This window comes from Methylocella tundrae (assembly GCF_038024855.1).
GTDB lineage: Bacteria > Pseudomonadota > Alphaproteobacteria > Rhizobiales > Beijerinckiaceae > Methylocapsa > Methylocapsa tundrae.
The window spans coordinates 2,577,305-2,599,644 of the sequence record NZ_CP139089.1; the positions used below are offsets into that span (position 1 = coordinate 2,577,305).

The window sequence follows — 22,340 nt, forward strand, 5'->3', positions numbered from 1 at the left end:
CTCTAGCGTTAAGGGGCGCGCGCCCTCACCAAACAGGAAAGCTGTTGATGGGCGACCCCAATTCGCAGGACCAGGACCACGCGTGGCGGCGATCGATTCTACGCGGGCTGGAGCGGCGCTTGTCGACGGCCGGCGCCAAGCGCAAACATCTTTTGGCCGATTGCCTCCCCCTTCTCGAGCGGAGCGAGATCAGGATCAGGCCGGATGGCTGGGGAGAGCTTCATGGTTTTGCCGACGGGCGCGCCGTGTCGATTACGCCGTTTTCGGAAACGCTCGCCTTCCGCCGCCTGCCGCAGCTCTGGATCGCCGTAACGGCCCATTGCGATTTGCGGGCGCGTGGCGTTCTCGACGTCGTCCGTCGATCGACGAATGCTGAATTTTACGCGCCGGCCGCCGACTTGCCGACGCGGTTTGCGGCGCCGGCGCAATGGCCGCCCGATACTTTGGTCAAAGGCAACGGCGCCGCGGCGCCCAGCACCCTCGCGCTCCTGACGGAGCCTCTCTCGCTTCTCTTCGCTGACGCGAGGGTAAAGGAGGCGCTCGTCGCGCCCCGCGGCGTGCGGATCGTCTATCAGGCGCGCGAAGGCGTCAGAGGCGCCTATCTCCTCTTTCGCCAAAGCCGGTTTAGCGTCGATCGCCTGCACCCGGACGAGGTTTCGCCCCTTATTGCCTCGGCGCAAAGCCTCGCCAGCCTCCTCTCTTTGCCTCCCACATTGAAAAGGACCGCGCATGCCGCCGTTTGATCGTCTGGACAGCCGCATAATCCTCGCCGCCGCCATGGTTCTGCCCGGCGTCGGCCATGTCATGGCGGACCGGGCCGGGCGCGGCCTCGGCTTTGCGTTCTTCACTCTTGTTTTTGCGTGGCTGACGACGAAATTCGCCGCGCCGGACGCAAACTTCATCGGCCGCCACGCAGGGGGGCTGTTCGTTTGGGCGCTCTCCCTGACCGATGTCTACCGTATCGCGCGATCAAGAGAGATCCGCGAAGAGCGGAGCCTTGGCGGGGCGAAGCGCCTTGAGAGATAGGTCTGGATCAGGAAGCTCAACAAGACGCTTTCGCGCATCCCGCTCTAGCCGTGCTCTCAACGCTTCTCATCCGATCGACGCCAACGCCAATGCGGCGTCGGCCTGCCAATGACATTCATCATGCGACGGCGGGATCCCGCCGGGATCAATCGATCATCAGTGCGAGATCATCCAGGGCCGCGCCGCCGGAAAGCTCTTGGCCGCGCTCGGCGCCGCCGTCGCCGCACCTGATTTGCGGCTCATGCCGGCGCAGCAGGAACAGCCGGCTCCATGCCCGGCGCTCGACAGACGCGGCGCATTTGCGCTGCGTTCATTCGTAGCGAACGCCATGCGCCGCTCCTTGGACATCGCGCCCATATGCGGCGCGGTCAGGATCGCGCGAGGCGCGGAGGCGCCGCACGCCGGACAGGGACGAGGCGCCGCGGATTCGGCCATCGGCCGGCTTTCGGTGAAGCTGCCGCATGAATCACAAAGGTAATCGTAATAGGGCATGTGCCTCCCCGTTTCATACAGGGGGAGCGGGAGCTCCCCCTTCCTCACGCTGGCTGAGGCCTACAGATCAGGAGATAGAGGAAGATCTATGTCCCCGGTAATGAACTTCTGCGGGCCCGCGGCTGTCGGATTGATGTCGAAATCGAAGATTTCCGTCGGCAGCCACAAAGTCGCGCAAGAGTTCGGAATGTCGACGACGCCGGATATATGCCCCTGCACCGGGGCCGTCCCCAGGATCGCAAGGGCCTGCGCGCCCGAATAACCGAACTTCTTCAGATATTCAATCGCGTTGAGGCACGCCTGACGATAGGCGACGTTCACGTCGAGATAATGCTGCTTGCCTTCTTCGTCGACCGAAATGCCTTCGAAGATGAGATAGTCCTTATAATTCGGCGTGATCGGCGACGGCTTGAAGATCGGCGACTTGATCCCGTATTTCGACATGCCGTCCTTGATGATGTCGACCTTGAGATGCACCCGGCCGGCCATTTCGATGGCGCCGCAGAAAGTGATCTCGCCATCTCCCTGGCTGAAATGCAGATCGCCCATGGAGAGGCCGGCGCCCGGCACATAGACGGGAAAGAAGACTTTCGAGCCGCGCGATAGATCCTTGATGTCGCAATTGCCGCCATGCTCGCGTGGCGGCACGGTGCGCGCGCCTTCGGCCGCCGCTTTGGCCTTGGCGTCGCCGGTGAGCTGGCCCATATGCGCCGTCGCGCCGAAGGGTGGAGCGGCAAGCGGAGGCACGCGCGTGGGATCGGTGTTGATCAGCCCCATTTCGCGCTCGTTCCAGATGTCGAGCAGCTGTTTCGAGGGCAGGCAGCCGATCAGGCCCGGATGGGTCAGCCCAGCGAATTGCACGCCCGGAACATGGCGCGACGAGGTGAACATGCCATGGATGTCCCAGATCGATTTCTGCGCCTGCGGGAAATGTTCGGTGAGGAATCCGCCGCCGTTCTTCTTGGAGAAGAAGCCGTTGAAGCCCCACTGGCTTTCCGGCTTGGGCCCGATGTCGAGGAGATCGACCACCAGAAGGTCGCCAGGCTCCGCCCCCGTGACCCCGATCGGCCCCGAAAGAAAGTGAACGATCGTCAGATCGATGTCCCTGACGTCGTCGGCCGAATCGTTATTCTTGATAAAACCGCCGGTCCAGTCGTAAGTCTCCACGATGAAATCATCGCCTGGCTTCACCCAGGCCACCATGGGGATGTCGGGATGCCAACGGTTGTGCACCTTCTCGTTGGTATAGGCTGATTGGGTCAAATCGACCTTGATCAGGGTTTCAGCCATCATAGTCCTCCGTTTGGGATTGGGCGCATAAGGCGGGTGCGGCGCGCGATCCAGGTCGCGGCCGGAATTTGGCGGCTAGACTGACAAGAAACGCGAGACGGCGGCCTCATCGACTTCGGCGCGCTCGTTTTCATGGACGATCTCGCCATTTTCCATGACGAGAACACGATCGGCTATATCGAGCGCGAAGCTCAGCACCTGTTCCGAGACCAGAATCGACAGGCCCCGCTCATCGCGGATGCGCTTCAGCGTGCGGCCCATCTCGCGGATGATCGAGGGCTGAATGCCCTCCGTCGGCTCATCGAGCAGCAGCACTTTCGGCTTGCTGGCGAGCGCGCGGGCCATGGCGAGCTGCTGCTGCTGTCCGCCGGACAGATTTCCGCCGCGCCGTCCCTTCATTTCGAGCAGCACGGGAAACAGCGCGTAGATGTCGTCCGGCACTTTGGACGCGCCGGAAGCGGTGAGGCCGGTTTCAATATTTTCCTCGACGGTCATGGTCGAGAAGATCATGCGGCCTTGCGGCACGTAAGCGACGCCCTTGGCGACGCGCTGGTGGCTCTTGAGGCCGGCGAGTTCGGCCTCGCCCAGCCTGATCGAGCCTCTGGAGCTCGCCGCGAGGCCAATCAGCGACTTCATCAACGTGGTCTTGCCCATGCCGTTGCGTCCCATGATCGCGACGATCTCATTGGGCCGGACCGAAAAATTGAGGCCGTGAAGGACCTCGCTTTGACCATAAGCGACATGCAGGTCGGCGACTTCGAGCATTGGAAATCTCCTTCAGTGCCCGAGATAGACTTCGATGACGCGGGGGTCGGTCTTGATTTTCTCCATCGGGCCTTCCGCGAGAATCTGACCCTGATGGAGCACAGTGACCTTATGCGCGATGTCCTCGACGAACTTCATGTCGTGCTCGATGACGATCACCGACCGGTCCTTGATGATGCGATGAAGCAGTTCCGCTGTCTTGATCCGCTCGGAAACGCTCATCCCGGCGACGGGCTCGTCGAGCATCAGGAGATCAGGATCCTGAATCAGCAGCATGCCGATCTCGAGCCATTGCTTCTGGCCGTGGCTGAGGAAATCGGCGCGCCGCTGAAGCTGATCGCTGAGGAAGATCGCCTCGGCGATTTCCTGCACCCTTTCGCGCACCGCATCGTCGCGCCGGAACGCCAGCGCCCCAAATACGGAGCGCCCGCGCGGGTATGAGATCTCGAGATTCTCGAAGACGGTAAGATCGTCGTAGATCGAGGGCGTCTGAAACTTGCGCCCGACGCCGGCCTCGACGATCTGATTTTCGCGCAGTTTGGTCAGCTCCTTGTTGCGAAACTTGATCGACCCCGACGTCGCCTTGGTCTTGCCGCAGATCAGATCGAGGACGGTCGTCTTGCCTGCCCCATTGGGTCCGATGATGACGCGTATTTCACGTTCGTCGACATAAAAGCTCAGATCATTGACCGCTTTGAAGCCGTCGAAGGAAACGGTGAGGCCTTCGACCGCGAGGAGGAAATCAGTGTCGGACATGGGAGCGCCTATTCCGCGGGAGCTTTGGGGGGAAGGCTGGCGTTGTCCCGGCTTGCGCTGGAGGCCTGCCTGCCCGTGAGCAAGCGATCGAAGAGGGGTTGGACATAGGTGTTCCAGAGGCCCGCAAGACCGTCCGGGAAAGCCATCACGACGCCGATGTAGAGCGCGCCGAGGCCGAACAGCCAGAGCTCGGGGAAGCTCTCCGAGAAGCTCGTCTTGGCGAAATTGACGAGCAGGGTTCCCCAGATGGCGCCGAAGATCGACTCGCGTCCGCCGACAGCTGTGTAGATCACCATCTCGATCGAGGGCACGATGCCGACGAAGGAAGGCGACATGAAGCCGACCTGGAGCGTGAACATCGCCCCGCCGATGGCCGCAAAGACCGCGGCGAGGCAGAACACGAAGATCTTGAAGTTGGCGACATTATAGCCGGAGAAACGGACGCGGTCCTCCTTGCCGCGCATCGCGATGAGGACGCGGCCATATTTCGAGCGCTTGATGAATTGCGCGAACAGCATGCAGGCCATGAGCAGTCCGGCGTTCAGGAAATAGAGAATTTCCTTCGCGTGGTCCGTGCGGATGTCCCATCCCTTTAAGGTGCGCAGATCGGTGATGCCGTTGATGCCGCCGGTATATCCTTGCTGGCCGACGATCAAGATTGTGAGGATCGCTGCGATCGCCTGCGTGATGATGGCGAAATAGACGCCGCCGACGCGGCGTTTGAACATCGCGGCGCCGACGATGAGCGCGGTAATGGCCGGCGCCGCGATGACGGCGATGATGGCGAAGGAGAGACTATGGAAGGGCCACCAGAGCCAGGGGAGGGCTGTGATCTGGTTCCAGTCCATGAAGTCCGGAATGCCCGGGGTCGATTGAATTTTCGTCGCTTCCGGGTTTGACGCCTCGAGCTTGAGAAACATCGCGATGCAATAACCGCCGATGCCGAAGAAGACGCCCTGGCCAAGGCTCAAAATGCCGCCATAGCCCCAGCAGAGGACGAGGCCGAGCGCCACGAAGGCGTAGGTCAGGTACTTGCCCACGAGGTTGAGGCGGAAGGCGTCGAGCAGCGCCGGAAACGCCACGAGAATCACCGCCGCCACGGCGAGAAAAGCGATCCATTCGCGGCGGCTCATGAATGCGCTGTCTTTGACCGGAGACAGCTTCGGGCGGGAGTTGGATGTCATGACGCGAGATCTCCCTTCAGCGACGGACTTTGAGGGCGAAGAGGCCCTGTGGGCGCAGCATCAGGATCAGCACGACGCCAATCAATGTGATCACCTGGGCCATTGATCCCGACGTGAAGAATTCGAGCGTCGAACGGGCCTGCGAGATGGTGAAGGCCGAGGCGATGGTGCCGAGAAGGCTCTGAGCCCCGCCGAACACCACGACGAGAAAAGTGTCGACGATGTAAAGCTGGCCCGAAGTCGGCCCCGTGGAGCCGATCATGGTGAAAGCCGCGCCGGCGACGCCTGCGATGCCGCAACCGATGCCGAACGTCATGCGGTCGACCTTCTCGGTGTTGATGCCGACGGCGCCCGCCATGTCGCGATTGAGCACGACCGCGCGCACCTGCCGCCCCCAGCTCGAACGATACATCAGTATCCCGACGACGACGGTGATGAGCATGGTCAGGGTCATCACGAAAATCCCGTTGATCGGAACTTCGATGGAATCAGTCATATGAATCGCGCCCATCATCCAGGAGGGCAGCTCGACGCCGACTTCGCGCGCGCCGAAAATCGAGCGATAGGCTTGCTGCAGGATGAGGCTGAGGCCCCAGGTGGCGAGCAGCGTGTCGAGCGGGCGCTTGTAGAGATGGCGGATCAAAAGCCATTCGACGAGCATTCCCAGTGCGCCGGAGGCGATGAACGCAAGAATCATCGCGAGGAAAAAATAGATCGGAAACAGCGCCGGGATGTAGGCCTGAAAAAATTTCGACGTCAGATAGGTCACATAGGCGCCAAGAATCATGAATTCGCCATGCGCCATATTGATCACGCCCATCTGCCCGAAAATGATCGCGAGGCCGAGCGCCATCAGAACGAAGACGGAGAAGAGGATCAGGCCCGCAAACCCCTGCATGGCGAAGATCGAGAGGAGCTGGTCCGGCGTGTAGTCTCCGAACATGAGCGGGTCTCCTTGCGAGACGAGGTTGCGACAGAAAAGCGTGGCGTGCTGAAACGGCGCGGGCGCAAGAGAAGCGGTTTGCGCCCGCGGCGGCTCGATTATTGATAGCCTTTGGGGAAGGGGTTCGGCTCCATCAGGTCCGCCGTCTCGTAGATGACGTCATACTGGCCGTCGGTGCGCGCGCGTCCGACCCGGGTCTTCGACCAGAGGTGATGGTTTTCGTGTATGCGGACATAACCTTCCGGCGCGCCCTTGAACTCGACCCCCGGCGAGGCGGCGGCGATTTTGTCGATGTCGAAACTGTTCGCCTTCTCCGCCGTCAGCTTCCACAGCCAGGGCCCGAGATAGGCGGCCTGGGTCACGTCCCCGATCACCGCGTCCTTGCCATATTTCTCCTTAAAGGCCGGCACGAATTTCTCGTTGTTGGGATTTTTCAGCGACTGGAAATATTTCATGCAGGCATAGGCGCCGGCGATGTTCTCGCCGCCAATGCCGAGGATCTCGTCCTCGGTGACGGAAATGGTCATCAATGTCTGTTTGCTGAGATCGACGCCCGCCGCCTTGAGCTGCTTATAGAAGGCGACATTGGAGCCGCCGACCACAATGGCGTAGATGACGTCCGGCTTGACCAGCTTGATTTTGTTGATGACGGAGTTGAACTGCGTGTGCCCCAGCGGAAAATACTCTTCTCCGACGACCTTGGTCTTCAGAACGTTTTCAATGTGCTTGCGCGCTATCTTGTTCGAGGTGCGCGGCCAGATATAATCTGAGCCGAGAAGATAGAATGTTTTGGCGTTTTTCTCTTTCGAAACCCAGTTCAGCCCGGCGAGGATTTGCTGCGTTGCTTCCTGGCCCGTGTAGATGACGTTCTTTGACTGCTCAAGGCCTTCGTAGAAAGTCGGGTAATAGAGCATTCCATTGTATTGTTCAAAGACGGGGAGCACAGCCTTGCGCGAGGCCGAAGTCCAGCAGCCGAAAACGGCCGCGCATTTATCGTCGACGAGCAGCTTGCGGGCCTTCTCGGCAAAGGTCGGCCAGTCGCTCGCGCCGTCTTCCTGGACGATCTTGATCTTGCGGCCCAAGATCCCGCCGGCGGCGTTGATCTGTTCGATCGCGAGCTTTTCGGCCTCGACGGAGCCCGTTTCGCTGATCGCCATCGTGCCGGTGACCGAATGGAGGATGCCGACGGTCACGGCATCGTCCGTGACGGCTAAACCGGTCGTATTGACGGCGGATGTGGCCGGCGCGTCGGCAAAGGCGAGGCGCGGCGTCAGCCCCGCCATTGGCAGCGCAGCCATTCCCATGAGAAGCTTGCGGCGAAGGGCGGAATAATTCGGCGTGTCGTGGTCGTTCGGCATTGCGCCTCCGGCTGATGATGCAAATTGCGGAGGGGTGTCGCTCCGTTGACGCTTATGGTGTTGGACCGGGCGGCTGGGAGCGATACGTAAAATAGCGTATGTTGCACCGCAAAAGCACTGGCTTAGTGTCATCGCTGCCGGGGAAAGGCGACGTCTCCGGCGCGCCAAGGGTTGGTCAATGATCGGGTTACAAAGAATCGACAGGGTGCGGCGGCAGTATAATCAGTGGGTGGCCAACCAAACTCTTGAAGATTATGCTTTGCGCTTCACCGCCAAGAGCGCGCGCCGCTGGTCGTCTTTTCGCGTCGCCAATACCGCGCTCGGCGCAATATCCTTTCTGGCGCTTGAGGCGATCGGCGCCGCGATCACGTTGAATTACGGCTTCACCAACGCCGTCGCGGCCATTCTCGTCGTCTGCGCGCTGATGATGGCCGCGGGGCTGCCGATCTGCTTCTACGCCGCGAAATTTGGCGTTGACATCGATCTTCTGACGCGCGGCGCGGGCTTTGGCTATCTCGGTTCAACGATCACCTCTTTGATCTACGCCTCCTTCACTTTCATCTTTTTCGCCATCGAGGCGGTCATCCTCGCTACCGCGCTCGACTTGTGCTTTGGCGTACCCCGGCCTGTCGGTTATCTGATCGCCGCCTTGGGCATCATCCCTCTGGTAACGCACGGCATCACCTTCATCAGCCGCTTTCAGCTGTGGACCCAACCGTTGTGGGCTGTGCTGCAGGTGCTGCCCTTCATCGGCATCGTGCTGTTGCAGCCAGGCGCCTTCGCACAATGGACCCATTTCACCGGACAGCGCGGCCCGGCCTCGGGCGGCTTCGACATCGCCCTCTTTGGAGCCGCCGCCGCTGTTGTCTTTTCGCTGGCCGGGCAGATCGGCGAGCAGGTCGATTTTCTGCGCTTTTTGCCGCGCGAGAAGCCCGGCCAGCGCACGGCCTGGTGGCTGGCGCTGCTATCGGCCGGACCCGGCTGGGTGGTCATTGGCGCGCTCAAACTGCTGGCCGGGTCTTTCCTCGCGGCCTTCGCCCTCGGCCAAGGGATCGCATTCGCCGATGCGAGCGACCCGACGCATCTCTATCTCGCCGCCTTTGGCTATGTGCTGCCGAACCCCGCCGTCGCGGTGGCGGTGACCGGGCTTTTCGTCTTGCTCGCACAGATCAAGATCAACGTCACAAACGCCTATGCCGGCTCGATCGCCTGGTCGAATTTTTTTTCGCGGCTGACCCACAGCCACCCCGGCCGCGTCGTCTGGCTCGTGTTCAACGTCGTCATCGCCCTCCTGCTGATGGAGCTTGGCGTCTACAAAACCCTTGAGCAGACGCTGGGCCTTTACGCCAATGTCGCCGTGGCGTGGGTCGGCGCGCTGGTCGCCGATCTCGTCGTCAACAAGCCGCTCGGCCTCAGCCCTCCCTATATCGAATTCAAAAGGGCGCATTCCTACGACATCAATCCCGTCGGCGTCGGCGCCATGCTGCTCGCCTGCGCGGCCTCGGCCGCCGCATCGCTGAATTATTTGGGCGCGACGGCCCATGCGCTGGCAATCTTCGTGGCGTTTGGCGTCAGCTTCACCGCTTCCCCGCTGATCGCGGCGCTGACGCGCGGGCGCTTCTATCTGGCGCGCAAGCCAAGCCAGAGCCTGCAGGCGCAGGGCGACATCAAATGCTGCATCTGTGAACATGCCTTCGAACCGGAGGACATGGCGCACTGCCCGGCTTACGCGGGCCCGATCTGCTCGCTGTGCTGTTCGCTCGACGCGCGCTGCCATGACCTGTGCAAGCCGCAGGCGCGGGTCGGCATGCAGGCGAAGGCGCTCGCGCGCCTCATTCTGCCGAAAGCCCTGCACGCGCAGCTCGACACACAGTTCATGCGTTATATCGGGGTATTCGCACTATCCGTCGGAGTGATCGCCGTCATCTTGAGCCTCGTCAATCTCGAGAGCGGGAGTGGTCAGGAGATCGGCCAGACGCTGGTTGCGAACGTGCTGTGGAAAGTGTTCTTCGCCCTCATGATCGTGGTTGGCGTCGCGGCCTGGCTGTTCGTTCTTTCCGGGCAAAGCATTCGCGCCGCCGAAGCCGAGCTCAATCGGCAGGCGAGTTTGCTGATGGCTGAAATCGAGGCGCATGGACGCACCGACGCCGCGCTGCAAAAGGCTAAGGAGGCGGCCGAGGCCGCCAATGAGGCGAAGAGCCGCTATGTCGTGGGCCTCAGCCACGAGCTTCGAACGCCGCTCAACGCGATTTTAGGCTACACTCAGCTTCTCGAACAAAATCAGGATCTTGGAAACAAGCCGCGCAATCAGATCCGCGTGGTGCAACGAAGCGCGCGGCACCTCGCCGGCTTGATCGATGGTCTTCTCGACGTCGCGAAGATCGAAGCCGGCCGTCTGCACCTTGAACGGGACCAGGTCCGCATGGCGGAGTTTCTGGATCAGCTCGCCGAGATGTTCAAGATACAGGCCGAGACCAAAGGCATCGCCTTCGACATCGAACGCCCCGCCAATCTGCCCGTCGTCGTTTATTCGGATGAGAAGCGTTTGCGGCAGATATTGATCAACCTCGTTTCCAACGCCATCAAGTTCACCCGCCAGGGGGGCGTCGTCCTGAGCATGACCTATCGGAGCCCGATCGCCGAATTCAAGATTGTGGACACGGGGCCCGGCATCAGGGAACAGGATCTCGAACGCATCTTTGCGCCATTCGAGCGCGGCGCCATTGGAGAGACAGAGCCAAATTCAGGCACCGGCCTCGGGCTCACCATAGCCAAGCTGCTGACCGGCATCATGGGCGGCCAGATCACAGTGCGCAGCACGCCCGGAAAGGGCAGCGCATTCAACGTGAAGCTGCTTCTCTCCGAAGTGACGGACCCGCGGCTTCCGGGCGCGGAGCCGCGCCGCGTCAGGGGCTACGCCGGGCCGCGGCGCACGGTGCTTGTCGTCGATGATGACGACTCGCATCGCGACCTGATGGCCGACATTCTGGAGCCGCTCGGCTTTATTCTGATGAGCGCGCCCGACGGCGTGACCTGCCTCTCGCTCGTCGAGCACTGCCGTCCGGACCTGTTTCTGCTTGACGTCTCGATGCCCGGCCTCAATGGCTGGATGCTGGCCGAGAAGCTGCGCGAAGGCGGCCACCGCGAGGCCTCCATCCTGATGCTTTCGGCCAATCCCATCGACGCCCATCGCACCGCCGCTGTGGAGCCGGTTCACGACGGTTTCCTGATGAAGCCCATCGACGTTGGCCGGCTGCTCGACGCCGTGCAAAGCCTGCTCGGACTTTCCTGGGAGCTTGAGGAAACGACGCCCGCTCCCGAAGTCGTGCTGGAGCCCGCGCAACTGACGGCGCATCATCTCGCTGATCTGACGGAGCTCGGCGCGCTCGGCTTCGTGCGCGGCATTCAGTTCAAGCTCGATGAGATCGCGGCCGAAAACCCGGACGCGCGGCCGGTCGTCGAGCGGCTGCGCGAGCTCGTCGAGAACTGCGATCTGCCGCGCTACATGGCTGAACTCGATGTGTTGAACGCCAATGACCGATGATGGCCAGTTGCGTGACGTCGCCCTCGTCGTCGATGATTCGCCCGAGACGCTGTCGCTGCTGACCGACGCGCTCGACAAGGCCGGCATGACCGTCATGGTCGCCCTTGATGGCGCCTCCGCGATCAAGATCGCGCAAAGGCTGCTGCCGGACGTCATTCTGCTCGATGCGATGATGCCTGGCATCGACGGCTTCGAGACATGCCGGCGCCTCAAGACCGATGCGGCGCTGCGCAAGGTGCCGGTCATCTTCATGACGGGTTTGAGCGAGACCGAACATATCGTCAAAGGACTTGAGGCCGGCGGCGTCGACTATGTGACCAAGCCCGTGATCATCGAGGAAATGCTGGCGCGCATCCGCGTCCATCTAGCGACCGCCCGCGTCGCCCAAAGCGCGCGTGCGGCGCTCGACGCGTCGGGACGACATTTATTCGCGGTGAACGCGGAAGGCCATGTGTTGTGGCTGACGCCCCAGGCCGAAAAGACGTTCCTCATCGCCGACGGCGACAAGGGGTTGCTCGTCCCCGCGGAGATTCGCGACTGGGTCGCCGCCTGCAATGCAGGAGACGCGGACCGTCGCCGGAACGGACCGACGCTATCGCTGCTAAGAGCCGGCCCGGTGCGGATTTCCTATGTCGGCCGCATAGGTCCCGATGAGTTTTTATTGCGCCTCGCGCCGCAGGAAATCGAGGAGCTGCCCCCTTCCCTGTTCGAGCCGTTTCGACTGACGATGCGCGAACTCGAAGTCTTATCCTGGATCGTCAGAGGGAAATCCAATCGGGACGCCGCCGAAATCCTCGGGATGAGCACGCGCACGGTCGACAAGCATCTGGAGCACGTCTACGCAAAACTCGGAGTCGAAAACCGCACCGCCGCCACGGCGCTCGTCCTCAACCTCCTGGGAAAGGCTTCGGGATGAGGCGGAAGGCCGATCCGGCGATGCGCCCGCAGACCGTGTCAATGCTCAATTGCGCGTATTGCGCCGCAGACGGGTCCGGTTGGTAAGGTGCGGCTTGATAGATCCCATTGGCGAGCGCTATTGAATGCGGACTCGAGAGACAGCGCCACAGGAGCTTCCAACATCTCGCCATGCTCCAAAACGCCCTCGCCACGGTTTCAGCGCGCCGATGGCGGACTTGCATTCGAAGTCGTTCGGAAATCGGGAGCGACGAGATTAAGCAAACTCCGCCAACAGGCGCCCTGTCGCGCTTTCTTTCCGTCGGCGGCGGACGCGTCCCTCATGGAGGCGATCCTCGTCAATACGGGCGGCGGCCTCGTCGAGGGCGACCGTATTTCGAGTGAAATCAGAGTGCGCGAGGGCGCGCGATTGACAGTCACCACGCAGGCGGCGGAGAAAATATATCGCTCGCTCACCGAGGAGACGCGCATCACGACCGATCTCGCCGTCGCGGAGGGCGCGCAGCTGACGTGGGCGCCGCAGGAAACGATCCTGTTTGACGGCGCCCGCCTCAGGCGCCGGCAGTGCGTTTCGGTGACGAAAACGTCGAGGTTTCTCGCAGCCGAGATCGTAATCTTCGGGCGCATCGCTCGCGGCGAGCGATTCACCTGCGGCTCATTGCGGGACAACTGGGCGATCCGCTGCCGCGATAAATTGCTATGGATGGATTGCCTGCGTCTCGACGAGGGTTTCCTCGCTGAAAAGGCGCGGCGCTTCGCTTTCGGCGATTCAGCAGGCCTTGGCACAATCATCTATTTTGGCCCGGATTCGGCATCGATTTTGCCTGTCGCACAAGACGCGGCGGCGCGGCTCGGCGGAGGCGCGACGCTTGTCAACGGCGTTCTGCTCGCGCGCTTCTTGAACGACGACGAGGCGCAATTGCGGGCCGCTTCGTTTTCCTTCGCCGAGGAGCTTCACAAATCGATGGCCGGATCGGTCTGCTGGGAGAACGCATGAATCTGACTCCAAGAGAAAAAGACAAGCTCCTGATCGCCATGGCGGCGATCGTGGCGCGCCGCCGTCTCGAGCGCGGCGTAAAGCTCAATTATCCCGAGGCCGTCGCGATCATCACCGACTTCGTGGTGGAGGGCGCCCGCGACGGGCGCAGCGTCGCAGCTCTCATGGAGCAGGGCGGGACAGTGATCGGACGCGAACAGGTGATGGAGGGCATCGCAGAAATGATCCCTGAAATTCAGGTGGAGGCGACCTTTCCCGATGGAACGAAGCTCGTCACCGTGCATGAGCCCATTCGATGATCCCGGGCGAGATCATTCCCGCCGCCGGCGACATTGTGCTCAACGCCGGCCGCGCCGCCATCGCGCTTGCCGTGTCGAATGTCGGGGACCGTCCGATCCAGGTCGGCTCCCACTATCATTTCGCCGAGACGAACGCAGCGCTCTCATTCGACCGGAAAAAGGCGCTCGGCATGCGGCTTGACATTCCGGCCGGAACCGCCGTCCGCTTCGAACCCGGCCAGTCCCGCGAAGTGAGGCTTATCCCTTATGCCGGCGCGCGCGAAATCTGGGGCTTTACCGGAGCCGTCATGAACAAGCTTGGAGAGGAATGACATGCCCGTCACGATAAGCCGGCGGGCCTATTCAGGCATGTTTGGCCCGACCGTCGGAGACAAGATCCGCCTCGCCGACACGCAATTGCTGATCGAGGTCGAACGCGACCACACCATCTATGGCGAGGAAGTGAAGTTCGGCGGCGGCAAGGTCATTCGCGACGGGATGGGGCAAAGTCAACGCTCGCGCGCTGAAGGCGCCGTCGACACGCTCATCACCAATGTGGTGATTCTCGATCATACCGGCGTGGTGAAAGCCGACGTCGGCCTGAAGGACGGCCGCATCGCCGCGATCGGCAAGGGCGGCAATCCCGACATTCAGCCGGGCGTCACGATCATCATCGGCCCAGGCACCGAGATTATCGCGGGCGAGGGAAAGATACTGACCGCCGGCGGCATCGACGCGCATATTCATTTCATCGCGCCGCAGCAGATCGAGGAGGCGCTCTATAGCGGCGTGACGACCATGTTGGGGGGCGGCACGGGTCCCGCGGAGGGAACCAAGGCGACGACCTGCACGCCGGGACCCTGGCACATGATGCGGATGCTGCAGGCCGCCGAAGGCTTGCCGATGAATCTCGGCTTTTTCGGCAAGGGCAATGCGAGCAAACCCGATGCCCTCATCGAGACGGTGTCGGCCGGCGCCTGCGGTCTGAAACTGCATGAGGACTGGGGTACGACGCCCGCCGCCATCGATTGCTGTCTTTCCGTCGCCGATCAACTCGACGTCCAGGCGACGCTCCATTCCGACACGCTGAACGAGAGCGGCTTCGTCGAGACGACGATCGCCGCCTTCAAGGGCCGCACGATCCATGCCTTTCATACCGAAGGCGCGGGCGGCGGGCACGCGCCTGACATCATCAAGCTTGCTGGCGAATTGAATGTTTTGCCCTCGTCAACCAACCCGACGCGGCCCTTCACGGTCAACACGCTGGACGAGCATCTCGACATGCTGATGGTCTGCCATCATCTCGATCCGCGCATTCCTGAGGACATCGCCTTCGCCGAGAGCCGCATCCGTAAAGAGACCATCGCGGCCGAGGACATTCTGCATGATCTTGGCGCGCTCTCGATGATTTCAAGCGACAGCCAGGCGATGGGACGCGTCGGCGAAGTCATCATCAGATGCTGGCAGACCGCCGACAAAATGAAGCGCCAGCGCGGCTCGCTGCCCGAGGATGCGCCCGGCAACGACAATTTCCGCGCGCGGCGCTACATCGCGAAATATACGATCAACCCGGCGATCGCACACGGCATCTCGCATGTCGTCGGCTCCGTCGAGGTCGGCAAGCTGGCCGATCTCGTGCTGTGGTCTCCGGCGTTCTTCGGCGTCAAGCCGGATCTGGTTCTAAAGGGCGGCGTCATCGCGGCGGCGGCGATGGGCGATCCCAACGCCAGCATCCCGACGCCTCAGCCGGTGCACTACAGGCCGATGTTTGGAGCTTTCGGCCGAAGCCTCACCGAATCGAGCCTGCTCTTCGTCAGCGCGCTTTCCATCGAGCATGGGATCGCCTCGCGCTACGGCCTCTCCCGGCCGCTGGCGGCGGTGCGCAACGTGCGGAGCGGAATTTCCAAAAAGAGCATGATCCTGAATGACGCGACGCCGGTCATCGAGGTTGATCCCGAAACTTATGAGGTGCGCGCCGACGGCCTTTTGTTGACATGCGAGCCCGCCGAAGAGCTGCCGATGGCGCAGCGCTACTTTCTGTTTTGATATGTCAGAGCCGCGCCGCGCAACCTCCGTTTTCCCCGCGCGAAGCTGGCCCGCCTCGCATGAGGTTGGGGCGGTGACGCTTTGCTGGGACGACCGGCATCGCCGCCGCATTCGTCTCAACATGGACGGCGACGGCGGCGAATTTCTCCTCGATCTGCCGCAGGCGGCGCGCCTCGCGGAAGGCGACGGCCTCGCCCTCGCGTCGGGCGGAATCGTTCGCGTCGTCGCCGCGCCCGAGCCGCTTTTGGAGGTAAGGGCCGGAGCGTCCAGTTTGGCGCAGCTTGCTTATCACCTCGGCAATCGGCATCTGCCGGTCCAGATCCTCGGCGGCGTCATTTTGATCCGCCAGGACCATGTGATCGAGGCCATGTTGATCGGTCTTGGCGCCGAGTGCCGCACAGCCCTGCGCCCCTTTTCGCCAGAGCAAGGCGCCTATGGCGGCGGACATTCACATGACCATCATCATCACGATGACGACGCGCACGCGCATGGCGCGCATGGAGGCCGCCACGATCACTCCCACGGATGACGGCGCCGACTGGCTGCTGGCGCTCGCGACCTGGCTTTCGCCATCCTATCCGGTCGGCGCCTATAGCTATAGCCACGGCCTCGAATGGGCGGTCGAGACCGGTGAAGTTCGCGCGCTGCCCGATCTCGTCGAATATGTCTGCGCCGTTCTCGAACTTGGCGCCGGATGGTCGGATCTCGTTCTCGCGGCCGCGGCGTGGCGCGCGATGAGCGGCGGCCGGCTGGACGAATTGGATCATGTCGCGGAACTGGCAATGGCCCTGCGCCCGACGAGCGAATTCGCGCTCGAGTCTTCGCAGCAAGGCGCGGCTTTTGCCTCGACCACATGCGCGGCGTGGCCGAACGCGGCGTTCGATGCTTTCGCAAAGGCTCATCCAGAAGGCCTTGTCTATCCTGTCGCGGTTGGCGCCGTCTGCGCGCGATGCGTCCCGCTGCCGCCCATGCTGATGGCGCTAGGCCACGCCATCGCCGCCAATCTTGTTTCGGCCGGGGTTCGGCTTGTGCCTTTGGGTCAAACGGATGGCCAGCGCGCCATCGCCGCGATGGCGCCAAGGATCGCGGCGATCGCAAAGCGCGCGGCGCAGTCTGACCTCAGCGAAGTTGGAGCCGCCGCGCCCGTGATCGAAATCTACTCCATGCGTCATGAAACCCAGTACACAAGGCTGTTTCGATCATGAATTCACCAAATGGCCCGCTCCGCGTCGGCATCGGCGGCCCGGTCGGCTCCGGCAAAACCGCTTTGACCGACAGGCTCTGCAAGGCGATGCGCGATCATTGGAACATCGCGGCGATCACCAACGACATCTACACTAAGGAGGACGCTGAATTTCTGACGCGTTCGGCCGCGCTCGCGCCTGAGCGCATCATGGGCGTCGAAACGGGGGGCTGTCCGCACACAGCGATCCGCGAGGACGCCTCGATCAATCTCGCGGCGATCCAGTCGATGAACGCGCGATTTCCCGGTCTCGACGTCATCTTCATCGAAAGCGGCGGCGATAATCTGGCCGCGACCTTCAGCCCGGAGCTGGCCGATCTGACGATCTATGTGATCGACGTTTCCGCGGGCGACAAGATTCCGCGCAAAGGCGGCCCCGGCATCACGCGCAGCGACCTGCTCGTCATAAACAAGATCGACCTCGCGCCACTCGTCGGCGCGTCGCTGGACGTCATGGACAGGGATTCGCGCCGGATGCGCGGCGCGCGGCCGTTTCTCTTCACCAATCTCAAGGCTGACAAGGGCGTCGCTGAAATCGTCGCCTTCATCGAGAGCAAGGGCGGTCTCTCGCGGTCCTGAGCGCTGACGCGCCCTCGCGCCAAGCGTGGGCGGATACGTCGAACGCCCCATACCGCCTCTTCAGATAACCTCCTAGGGTTGCGCGTCGCCATCGCGGTGGTTTGCTGAGCCGCCGACCGCGACATCAATCGAGCTTATCCGAGGGGATCTGAATGAAGCTGATAAAGCGGCCTGTCGCCAAGATTTCCACCGCACTGCTCGCCGCGACCATGCTGTCGGCGCCATCCTACGCGGAAGATTCCGTCAAAGTCGGCGTGCTGCAATCCTTGAGCGGCACGATGGCGATCAGCGAAGTCACGGTGAAGAACGCCGAAATGATGGCGATTGACGAAATCAACGCCGCCGGCGGCGTTCTCGGCAAGAAGATCATTCCCATTGTAGAGGACGGCGCTTCCGATCCGGCGATCTTCGCGCAAAAGGCGACGAAGCTGGTGCAGGACGGCGGCGTCGTGACCGTGTTCGGCGGCTGGACCTCCGCCAGCCGCAAAGCCATGCTGCCGGTGTTCCAGCGCCTGAAGAGCCTGCTGTGGTATCCCGTGCAGTTTGAAGGCAATGAATGCTCGCCCAACATCATGTATTCCGGCGCGCAGCCGAACCAGCAGATCGTCCCCGCCTACGACTGGGGCAAGGAGAAGGGCTATAAAAACTTCTTCCTGGTCGGCTCCGACTATGTTTTTCCGCGCACCGCCAATCTGATCCTCAAGAAGCACATCGCGGTGGACAAGCTGAAAACCGCGGGAGAAGAATATGTGCCTCTCGGCGGCACGGATTTCAGCGCGGTGATCGCCAAGATTCAGGCCGCCAATCCGGACGTCGTCTACAGCACGCTGAACGGCGACAGCAATGTCTCCTTCTTCAAGCAGATGGCGGCGGCCGGCATCAAGCTTCCGGTGATGTCCTTCAGCATCGGCGAGCAGGAGGCCCAGGCCATGGGTCCGTCCCTGGTCGAGGGAAGCTACGCCGGCTGGAACTATTTTCAGAGCTTCACCAATGACGCCAACAAGAAGTTCGTCGCCGACTACCAAAAGAAGTTCGGCGCGGGCGCGGCCGTCACCGACCCCATGGTCCACGGCTATGTAGATGTCTACATCTGGAAAGCGGCCGTCGAAAAGGCGGGCAGTTTCGATGTCGACAAAGTCAGAAAAGCCGCGGTCGATCTTGAGCTTCCCGACACGCCGATGGGAGCCGTCAAATTCGCCAAGAACCAGAGCCTGTATCAGAAGGCCTATGTCGGCCAGCTCGATCCGGCGGGGCAGTTCAAGATCATCTGGCAATCGAAGGATCTGATCGCTCCCGATCCCTATGATCCGGTCGCCTTCCCCGGCAAGAAATGCGAACTCTGAATCAGACCTGAAAGAAGCGCTTTCGCAGCGTCGAGAGCGCCTCTCTTTTCTGAAAGGCATGTCCCATGGGCGCCTACACGCTTTTCGTCGGACAAATCTTCAACGGATTCAGCGTCGCCTCGTTGTTCGTGCTGGCGGCGCTGGGGCTCGCGCTGAGTTTTGGTCTGATGCGCGTCATCAACATGGCCCATGGCGAGATGCTGATGCTTGGGGGCTATCTCGCTTATCTGACGCTTATCGCCATTCCCGGCCCGCTCGGCATCATCGTCGCCATGCCGATCGCATTTCTCGGCGCGGCGCTGGTCGGCGCCGTGATCGAGATGACGGTCATTCATCGTCTGGCCTCGCGCCCCCTCGATACTTTGCTGGCGACCTGGGGCGTCAGCCTCATTCTACAACAGGCGGCGCGCAACATTTTCGGCGCGATCGGCGTCGGCGTCACGGCGCCCGCATGGCTCGACCATTCGTTTCGCGTCGAGAGCGGCCTTCTCGCCGGTCTCAACCTGCCGGCGACGCGTATATTCATTCTGTTCGTCGCCATCGTGGTTTTAGCGGCGCTCAGCGTCCTGATGGCGCGCAGCAGGCTCGGCCTGCTCGTGCGCGCGGTCAATCAGGACCGCTTCATGGCTGGCGCCGCCGGCATCAATGTTCGCCAGGTCGATTTATTGGTGTTCTGCCTCGGCGCCGGCATCGCCGGCCTTGCCGGCGTGGTCCTCGCCTTGCTTGGCCCCGTCACGCCAAACGTTGGACAAAGCTACATCGTGCCGGCCTTTCTCGTCGTGATCCTCGGCGGCCTTGGCAGCCTTGTCGGAACCACCATCGCCTCGATCATGATCGGCCTGTTTTCGGCGCTTGTTCAGATCTTCGTCGACGTCAGCATGTCGCAGGTTCTCGTGCTCGTTTTCGTCATCGCATTCATTCAATTCCGGCCGCAAGGAGTCATCGCCGTCCGGTCGAGGGCGCTGGACAGTTGACGCCCCGGAACCGCGGAGCAGAATGATGAATAAACAGCTTCCTCTCATCGGCCGCTTTCTGACGATCGGCGTGATCGGGCTCGCGTTTCTGGCCCCGTGGCTGATCTCGGCCTATGAGCTCACGCTTCTTGGCCGTTTTCTTGCCCTTTCCATTCTCGCAATCGGCCTCGTGCTGCTGTGGGGCGAGGCCGGCGTGTTGAGTTTGGGACAGGGCGTGTTCTTTGGCCTTGGCGGATATGCGCTGGCGATGAATTTGAAGCTCGCCGCTTTGGGGCCCGGGGAAATCCCTGATTTCATGAGCTGGAGCGGGCGCGACGCTTTGCCCTGGTGGTGGGAGCCTTTCGGCAATTCGTTCTTCGCCGTAATGGGCGTCATCCTCGTGCCCGGCATATTCGCCGCGCTCTTCTCCTGGCTCGTGTTTCGCCGGCGCGTCGGCGGCGTTTATTTCGCCCTGATTACACAGGCGCTGGCGCTGTGCTTTGCGACCTTGCTGGTCAGTCAGCAGCAATCAACCGGCGGGTTCAACGGCCTCACCGACTTCCAGACCTTTTCCGGCCTCGATCTCGGCTCTCCGGGAACAATACGCGGCCTCTATTGGGCGACATTGCTTTTGCTCATCGCATCATTCGCGGGCGTTCATTGGCTGCTGTCATCGCGCTTCGGCAAGCTTTTGCGCGCGACGCGCGATGGCGAGAACCGGGTCAGATTCCTCGGCTATGATCCAGCTCCCTATAAAGTCGTCGCCTTCACGCTGAGCGCGGTCCTCGCCGGTGTCGCCGGCGCCCTGTTCACGCTGCACGCAGGTGTGATCTCGCCGGCGCTCGTCGGGGTGGTGCCCTCGATCGAAATGGTGATCTGGGTGGCGATTGGCGGACGCAAGAGCCTTTGGGGCGCCATCGCCGGCACGCTTCTGATGAATTTCGCGAAGGATCAGATCAGCAGCGCCTTGCCGAGCCTCTGGCTTTACGCTCTTGGCCTTGTCTTTGTCCTTGTCGTGACGCTGCTGCCCGAGGGCCTCGCCGGTTTGGGCTCGGGCTGGACGTCGCGGTTGAGCCGCCGCCGGCCCGTCACGCCCGTCGGCTCCAACCCTGTCGCGCGCGTGGAGAGCTAGCCCATGTCCGATCTCGCTCCCTTGCTGACGGAGCCGCATCTGCTGCTGGCGGTTGACGGCGTCACGGTCGACTTCGACGGCTTCAAGGCTCTCAACGGGTTCAGCCTGACGATTGATCGCGGATCGCTTCGCGTCGTGATCGGCCCGAATGGGGCGGGCAAATCGACCTTGTGCGATACGATCATAGGCCGCGTGAGGGCGACCGACGGGCGCGTGGTGTTCAAGGGCGAGGACATCACGCAATTACCGGAGTTCGAGATTGTCCGGCGCGGCATTTGCCGCAAATTTCAGACGCCCGGCGTTCTGCCGTCTTTGAGCGTTCTCGACAACCTTCTGATCGCCGCTCAAAAGGATCGCCGGTGGTGGCGCTCGTTTGGCGTCGCCGAGGCCGTGGAAGAACGCGAAAAGGTCGATGAGATCCTTGAGACCATCGGCCTCGCCGACCGCAGCCACATCCTCGCGGGCGAATTGGCGCATGGCGAAAAGCAATGGCTCGAAATCGGCATGGTGGTGGCGACCGACGCCGATCTCCTTCTGCTCGATGAGCCGACGGCCGGAATGGGTCCGGCCGAAACCAGCCGCACGGCCGATCTCATTCGCGGACTGCAAGGCCGGCACGCGGTGCTGGTGATCGATCACGACATGAGCTTCATCGAACAATTGAACGGGAGGGTGACTGTCATGCATATGGGGCAGTTCCTGAAAGAAGGCAGCGTCGCCGAGATCCGCAAGGACCCCGAGGTCGCGGCCGTCTATCTGGGGCGGGCGGCCGAATGAGCGTCCTCCTGAAGCTCGACCATGTCGCCGCCGCCTACGGCCAAAGTCAGGTCCTCTGGGACATCGACCTCGACATCGAGGATGGCGGAGCGGTCGCGCTCATCGGGCGCAACGGGGTTGGAAAGACCACCCTATTCAAGACCATCATCGGCGCGTTGCGCCTGACCAGCGGCTCGATCTGGTTCAAGGGCGAGGATATTTCAAAACTGCAATCCTATGAACGCGCCCGCAAAGGGATCGGCCTCGTGCCGCAGGGGCGCCACATCTTCCCGCATTTGACTGTGGAGGAAAACCTCGAAACCGGCTTGTCTGCGCTGGCCGGGCGCGGACAGGCGATCGGCGCTATCCCCGATCACATCTATGATCTGTTCCCCAAACTCAATCAGATCAAGGCCCGCAAGGCCGGCGTGCTCAGCGGCGGCGAACAACAGCAACTCGCCATCGGGCGGGCGCTTTGCGGACGGCCGAGCCTGTTGCTTCTCGACGAGCCGACGGAAGGCATTCAGCCCAATGTCGTGCAGCAGATCGAGGACGCGCTGCGGCGCATCCGGCGCGAGCTCAAGGTGACCATCGTGATCATCGAGCAATATCTCGATTTTGCGTGGTCCTTTGCTGACCACTATAGCGTCATGCAGCGAGGCCATCTCATTCGCCAGGGGAGCACGCGGGATGAGACCGCCGCTGACGTCGCGCATCTTGTCAACATATAGCCCCATCGC

General features: G+C 62.1%; 23 protein-coding genes and 1 pseudogene. 16 read left to right on the forward strand and 8 right to left on the reverse strand.

All coding sequences use genetic code 11. The features are described 5' to 3' along the window. The first annotated feature begins 47 nt into the window (after positions 1 to 47). A complete protein-coding gene (locus SIN04_RS14155) occupies positions 48 to 743 on the forward strand; it encodes a hypothetical protein (RefSeq protein WP_134490180.1) in 696 nt (231 codons plus the stop codon). Further along, positions 730 to 1,026, forward strand: coding sequence for a hypothetical protein (locus tag SIN04_RS14160; RefSeq protein WP_134490182.1), 297 nt, complete (start codon positions 730 to 732; stop codon positions 1,024 to 1,026). Before SIN04_RS14155 ends, SIN04_RS14160 begins: the two co-directional genes overlap by 14 nt. Positions 1,027 to 1,182: 156 nt before the next feature. On the opposite strand, the gene SIN04_RS14165 is transcribed toward SIN04_RS14160, so the two are convergent. The 8 genes and pseudogenes from SIN04_RS14165 to urtA (SIN04_RS14200) form a co-directional block, all read right to left on the reverse strand. After that, positions 1,183 to 1,356: a hypothetical protein gene (locus SIN04_RS14165; protein ID WP_341264490.1), complete on the reverse strand. Its 174-nt coding sequence runs from the start codon at positions 1,354 to 1,356 to the stop codon at positions 1,183 to 1,185. 87 nt (positions 1,357 to 1,443) lie between these two features. Continuing rightward, a pseudogene (locus SIN04_RS20270) lies at positions 1,444 to 1,518 on the reverse strand (FmdB family zinc ribbon protein); the annotation flags it as partial. Between the two features lie 60 nt (positions 1,519 to 1,578). Further along, complete coding sequence (fmdA, locus tag SIN04_RS14175; RefSeq protein WP_174511785.1) at positions 1,579 to 2,808, reverse strand: formamidase; 1,230 nt, start codon at positions 2,806 to 2,808, stop codon at positions 1,579 to 1,581. Positions 2,809 to 2,883: 75 nt separating this feature from the next. Further along, positions 2,884 to 3,573 (reverse strand): urea ABC transporter ATP-binding subunit UrtE, encoded by a 690-nt coding sequence (gene urtE / locus SIN04_RS14180; RefSeq protein ID WP_134490184.1) that lies wholly within the window; start codon positions 3,571 to 3,573, stop codon positions 2,884 to 2,886. 12 nt (positions 3,574 to 3,585) lie between these two features. Further along, a complete protein-coding gene (urtD, locus tag SIN04_RS14185) occupies positions 3,586 to 4,329 on the reverse strand; it encodes an urea ABC transporter ATP-binding protein UrtD (protein WP_134490186.1) in 744 nt (247 codons plus the stop codon). 8 nt (positions 4,330 to 4,337) lie between these two features. Next, entirely contained in the window at positions 4,338 to 5,513 is a 1,176-nt protein-coding gene (gene urtC / locus SIN04_RS14190) for an urea ABC transporter permease subunit UrtC (RefSeq protein WP_341263999.1), read from the reverse strand. Between the two features lie 16 nt (positions 5,514 to 5,529). Next, positions 5,530 to 6,456, reverse strand: coding sequence for an urea ABC transporter permease subunit UrtB (gene urtB / locus SIN04_RS14195; protein ID WP_134490190.1), 927 nt, complete (start codon positions 6,454 to 6,456; stop codon positions 5,530 to 5,532). A gap of 98 nt (positions 6,457 to 6,554) precedes the next feature. Beyond that, positions 6,555 to 7,814, reverse strand: a complete 1,260-nt coding sequence (gene urtA, locus SIN04_RS14200) for an urea ABC transporter substrate-binding protein (protein ID WP_174511781.1) — start codon at positions 7,812 to 7,814, stop codon at positions 6,555 to 6,557. Between the two features lie 178 nt (positions 7,815 to 7,992). Here urtA (SIN04_RS14200) and SIN04_RS14205 point away from each other — a divergent pair, with 178 nt between their 5' ends. The 14 genes from SIN04_RS14205 (at position 7,993) to urtE (SIN04_RS14270) (ending at position 22,331) form a co-directional block, all read left to right on the forward strand. Next, positions 7,993 to 11,358 carry an ATP-binding protein gene (locus SIN04_RS14205; protein WP_134490194.1) on the forward strand — a complete coding sequence of 1,122 codons (3,366 nt, stop codon included), beginning with the start codon at positions 7,993 to 7,995 and terminating at the stop codon, positions 11,356 to 11,358. Beyond that, on the forward strand, positions 11,348 to 12,274 hold the full coding sequence (locus SIN04_RS14210; RefSeq protein ID WP_134490196.1) for a response regulator transcription factor: 927 nt from the start codon (positions 11,348 to 11,350) through the stop codon (positions 12,272 to 12,274). Before SIN04_RS14205 ends, SIN04_RS14210 begins: the two co-directional genes overlap by 11 nt. A gap of 321 nt (positions 12,275 to 12,595) precedes the next feature. Then, positions 12,596 to 13,270 carry an urease accessory protein UreD gene (locus SIN04_RS14215; protein WP_134490198.1) on the forward strand — a complete coding sequence of 225 codons (675 nt, stop codon included), beginning with the start codon at positions 12,596 to 12,598 and terminating at the stop codon, positions 13,268 to 13,270. After that, a complete protein-coding gene (locus SIN04_RS14220; protein ID WP_134490200.1) occupies positions 13,267 to 13,569 on the forward strand; it encodes an urease subunit gamma in 303 nt (100 codons plus the stop codon). The genes SIN04_RS14215 and SIN04_RS14220 overlap by 4 nt, the downstream gene beginning before the upstream one ends. Further along, the gene (locus SIN04_RS14225) at positions 13,566 to 13,880 is read left to right on the forward strand and encodes an urease subunit beta (protein ID WP_134490202.1); all 315 of its coding nucleotides are present in this window, start codon (positions 13,566 to 13,568) and stop codon (positions 13,878 to 13,880) included. Before SIN04_RS14220 ends, SIN04_RS14225 begins: the two co-directional genes overlap by 4 nt. A 1-nt stretch (position 13,881) precedes the next feature. Further along, entirely contained in the window at positions 13,882 to 15,594 is a 1,713-nt protein-coding gene (gene ureC, locus SIN04_RS14230; RefSeq protein ID WP_341264000.1) for an urease subunit alpha, read from the forward strand. A 73-nt stretch (positions 15,595 to 15,667) separates the two neighbouring features. After that, a complete protein-coding gene (locus tag SIN04_RS14235; protein ID WP_244605817.1) occupies positions 15,668 to 16,123 on the forward strand; it encodes an urease accessory protein UreE in 456 nt (151 codons plus the stop codon). Continuing rightward, positions 16,047 to 16,799, forward strand: coding sequence for an urease accessory protein UreF (locus tag SIN04_RS14240; RefSeq protein WP_244605818.1), 753 nt, complete (start codon positions 16,047 to 16,049; stop codon positions 16,797 to 16,799). Before SIN04_RS14235 ends, SIN04_RS14240 begins: the two co-directional genes overlap by 77 nt. Beyond that, positions 16,796 to 17,416 (forward strand): urease accessory protein UreG, encoded by a 621-nt coding sequence (gene ureG / locus SIN04_RS14245; RefSeq protein WP_134490208.1) that lies wholly within the window; start codon positions 16,796 to 16,798, stop codon positions 17,414 to 17,416. Before SIN04_RS14240 ends, ureG begins: the two co-directional genes overlap by 4 nt. A 152-nt stretch (positions 17,417 to 17,568) precedes the next feature. Continuing rightward, positions 17,569 to 18,759, forward strand: coding sequence for an urea ABC transporter substrate-binding protein (urtA, locus tag SIN04_RS14250; RefSeq protein WP_134490210.1), 1,191 nt, complete (start codon positions 17,569 to 17,571; stop codon positions 18,757 to 18,759). A 65-nt stretch (positions 18,760 to 18,824) separates the two neighbouring features. Further along, the gene (urtB, locus tag SIN04_RS14255) at positions 18,825 to 19,733 is read left to right on the forward strand and encodes an urea ABC transporter permease subunit UrtB (protein ID WP_174511772.1); all 909 of its coding nucleotides are present in this window, start codon (positions 18,825 to 18,827) and stop codon (positions 19,731 to 19,733) included. Between the two features lie 22 nt (positions 19,734 to 19,755). Further along, positions 19,756 to 20,844, forward strand: a complete 1,089-nt coding sequence (gene urtC / locus SIN04_RS14260) for an urea ABC transporter permease subunit UrtC (RefSeq protein WP_341264001.1) — start codon at positions 19,756 to 19,758, stop codon at positions 20,842 to 20,844. A 3-nt stretch (positions 20,845 to 20,847) separates the two neighbouring features. Then, positions 20,848 to 21,621, forward strand: coding sequence for an urea ABC transporter ATP-binding protein UrtD (gene urtD / locus SIN04_RS14265; protein ID WP_134490214.1), 774 nt, complete (start codon positions 20,848 to 20,850; stop codon positions 21,619 to 21,621). Beyond that, a complete protein-coding gene (gene urtE / locus SIN04_RS14270) occupies positions 21,618 to 22,331 on the forward strand; it encodes an urea ABC transporter ATP-binding subunit UrtE (protein ID WP_134490216.1) in 714 nt (237 codons plus the stop codon). Before urtD (SIN04_RS14265) ends, urtE (SIN04_RS14270) begins: the two co-directional genes overlap by 4 nt. Positions 22,332 to 22,340 lie beyond the last annotated feature (9 nt).

Excerpts from the sequence above, each read along its gene's own strand:
- SIN04_RS14215 (WP_134490198.1), top strand. The coding sequence starts at position 12,596 with ATGGAGGCGATCCTCGTCAATACGGGCGGCGGCCTCGTCGAGGGCGAC.
- SIN04_RS14210 (WP_134490196.1), top strand. The coding sequence starts at position 11,348 with ATGACCGATGATGGCCAGTTGCGTGACGTCGCCCTCGTCGTCGATGAT.
- urtE (WP_134490184.1), bottom strand. The coding sequence starts at position 3,573 with ATGCTCGAAGTCGCCGACCTGCATGTCGCTTATGGTCAAAGCGAGGTC.
- SIN04_RS14155 (WP_134490180.1), top strand. The coding sequence starts at position 48 with ATGGGCGACCCCAATTCGCAGGACCAGGACCACGCGTGGCGGCGATCG.
- SIN04_RS14160 (WP_134490182.1), top strand. The coding sequence starts at position 730 with ATGCCGCCGTTTGATCGTCTGGACAGCCGCATAATCCTCGCCGCCGCC.
- urtA (WP_134490210.1), top strand. The coding sequence starts at position 17,569 with ATGAAGCTGATAAAGCGGCCTGTCGCCAAGATTTCCACCGCACTGCTC.
- urtD (WP_134490214.1), top strand. The coding sequence starts at position 20,848 with ATGTCCGATCTCGCTCCCTTGCTGACGGAGCCGCATCTGCTGCTGGCG.
- urtC (WP_341263999.1), bottom strand. The coding sequence starts at position 5,513 with ATGACATCCAACTCCCGCCCGAAGCTGTCTCCGGTCAAAGACAGCGCA.
- fmdA (WP_174511785.1), bottom strand. The coding sequence starts at position 2,808 with ATGGCTGAAACCCTGATCAAGGTCGATTTGACCCAATCAGCCTATACC.
- urtA (WP_174511781.1), bottom strand. The coding sequence starts at position 7,814 with ATGCCGAACGACCACGACACGCCGAATTATTCCGCCCTTCGCCGCAAG.
- SIN04_RS14165 (WP_341264490.1), bottom strand. The coding sequence starts at position 1,356 with ATGGCGTTCGCTACGAATGAACGCAGCGCAAATGCGCCGCGTCTGTCG.
- SIN04_RS14240 (WP_244605818.1), top strand. The coding sequence starts at position 16,047 with ATGACCATCATCATCACGATGACGACGCGCACGCGCATGGCGCGCATG.
- urtE (WP_134490216.1), top strand. The coding sequence starts at position 21,618 with ATGAGCGTCCTCCTGAAGCTCGACCATGTCGCCGCCGCCTACGGCCAA.
- SIN04_RS14205 (WP_134490194.1), top strand. The coding sequence starts at position 7,993 with ATGATCGGGTTACAAAGAATCGACAGGGTGCGGCGGCAGTATAATCAG.
- urtC (WP_341264001.1), top strand. The coding sequence starts at position 19,756 with ATGATGAATAAACAGCTTCCTCTCATCGGCCGCTTTCTGACGATCGGC.
- SIN04_RS14225 (WP_134490202.1), top strand. The coding sequence starts at position 13,566 with ATGATCCCGGGCGAGATCATTCCCGCCGCCGGCGACATTGTGCTCAAC.
- urtD (WP_134490186.1), bottom strand. The coding sequence starts at position 4,329 with ATGTCCGACACTGATTTCCTCCTCGCGGTCGAAGGCCTCACCGTTTCC.
- SIN04_RS14220 (WP_134490200.1), top strand. The coding sequence starts at position 13,267 with ATGAATCTGACTCCAAGAGAAAAAGACAAGCTCCTGATCGCCATGGCG.
- ureG (WP_134490208.1), top strand. The coding sequence starts at position 16,796 with ATGAATTCACCAAATGGCCCGCTCCGCGTCGGCATCGGCGGCCCGGTC.
- ureC (WP_341264000.1), top strand. The coding sequence starts at position 13,882 with ATGCCCGTCACGATAAGCCGGCGGGCCTATTCAGGCATGTTTGGCCCG.
- urtB (WP_134490190.1), bottom strand. The coding sequence starts at position 6,456 with ATGTTCGGAGACTACACGCCGGACCAGCTCCTCTCGATCTTCGCCATG.
- urtB (WP_174511772.1), top strand. The coding sequence starts at position 18,825 with ATGGGCGCCTACACGCTTTTCGTCGGACAAATCTTCAACGGATTCAGC.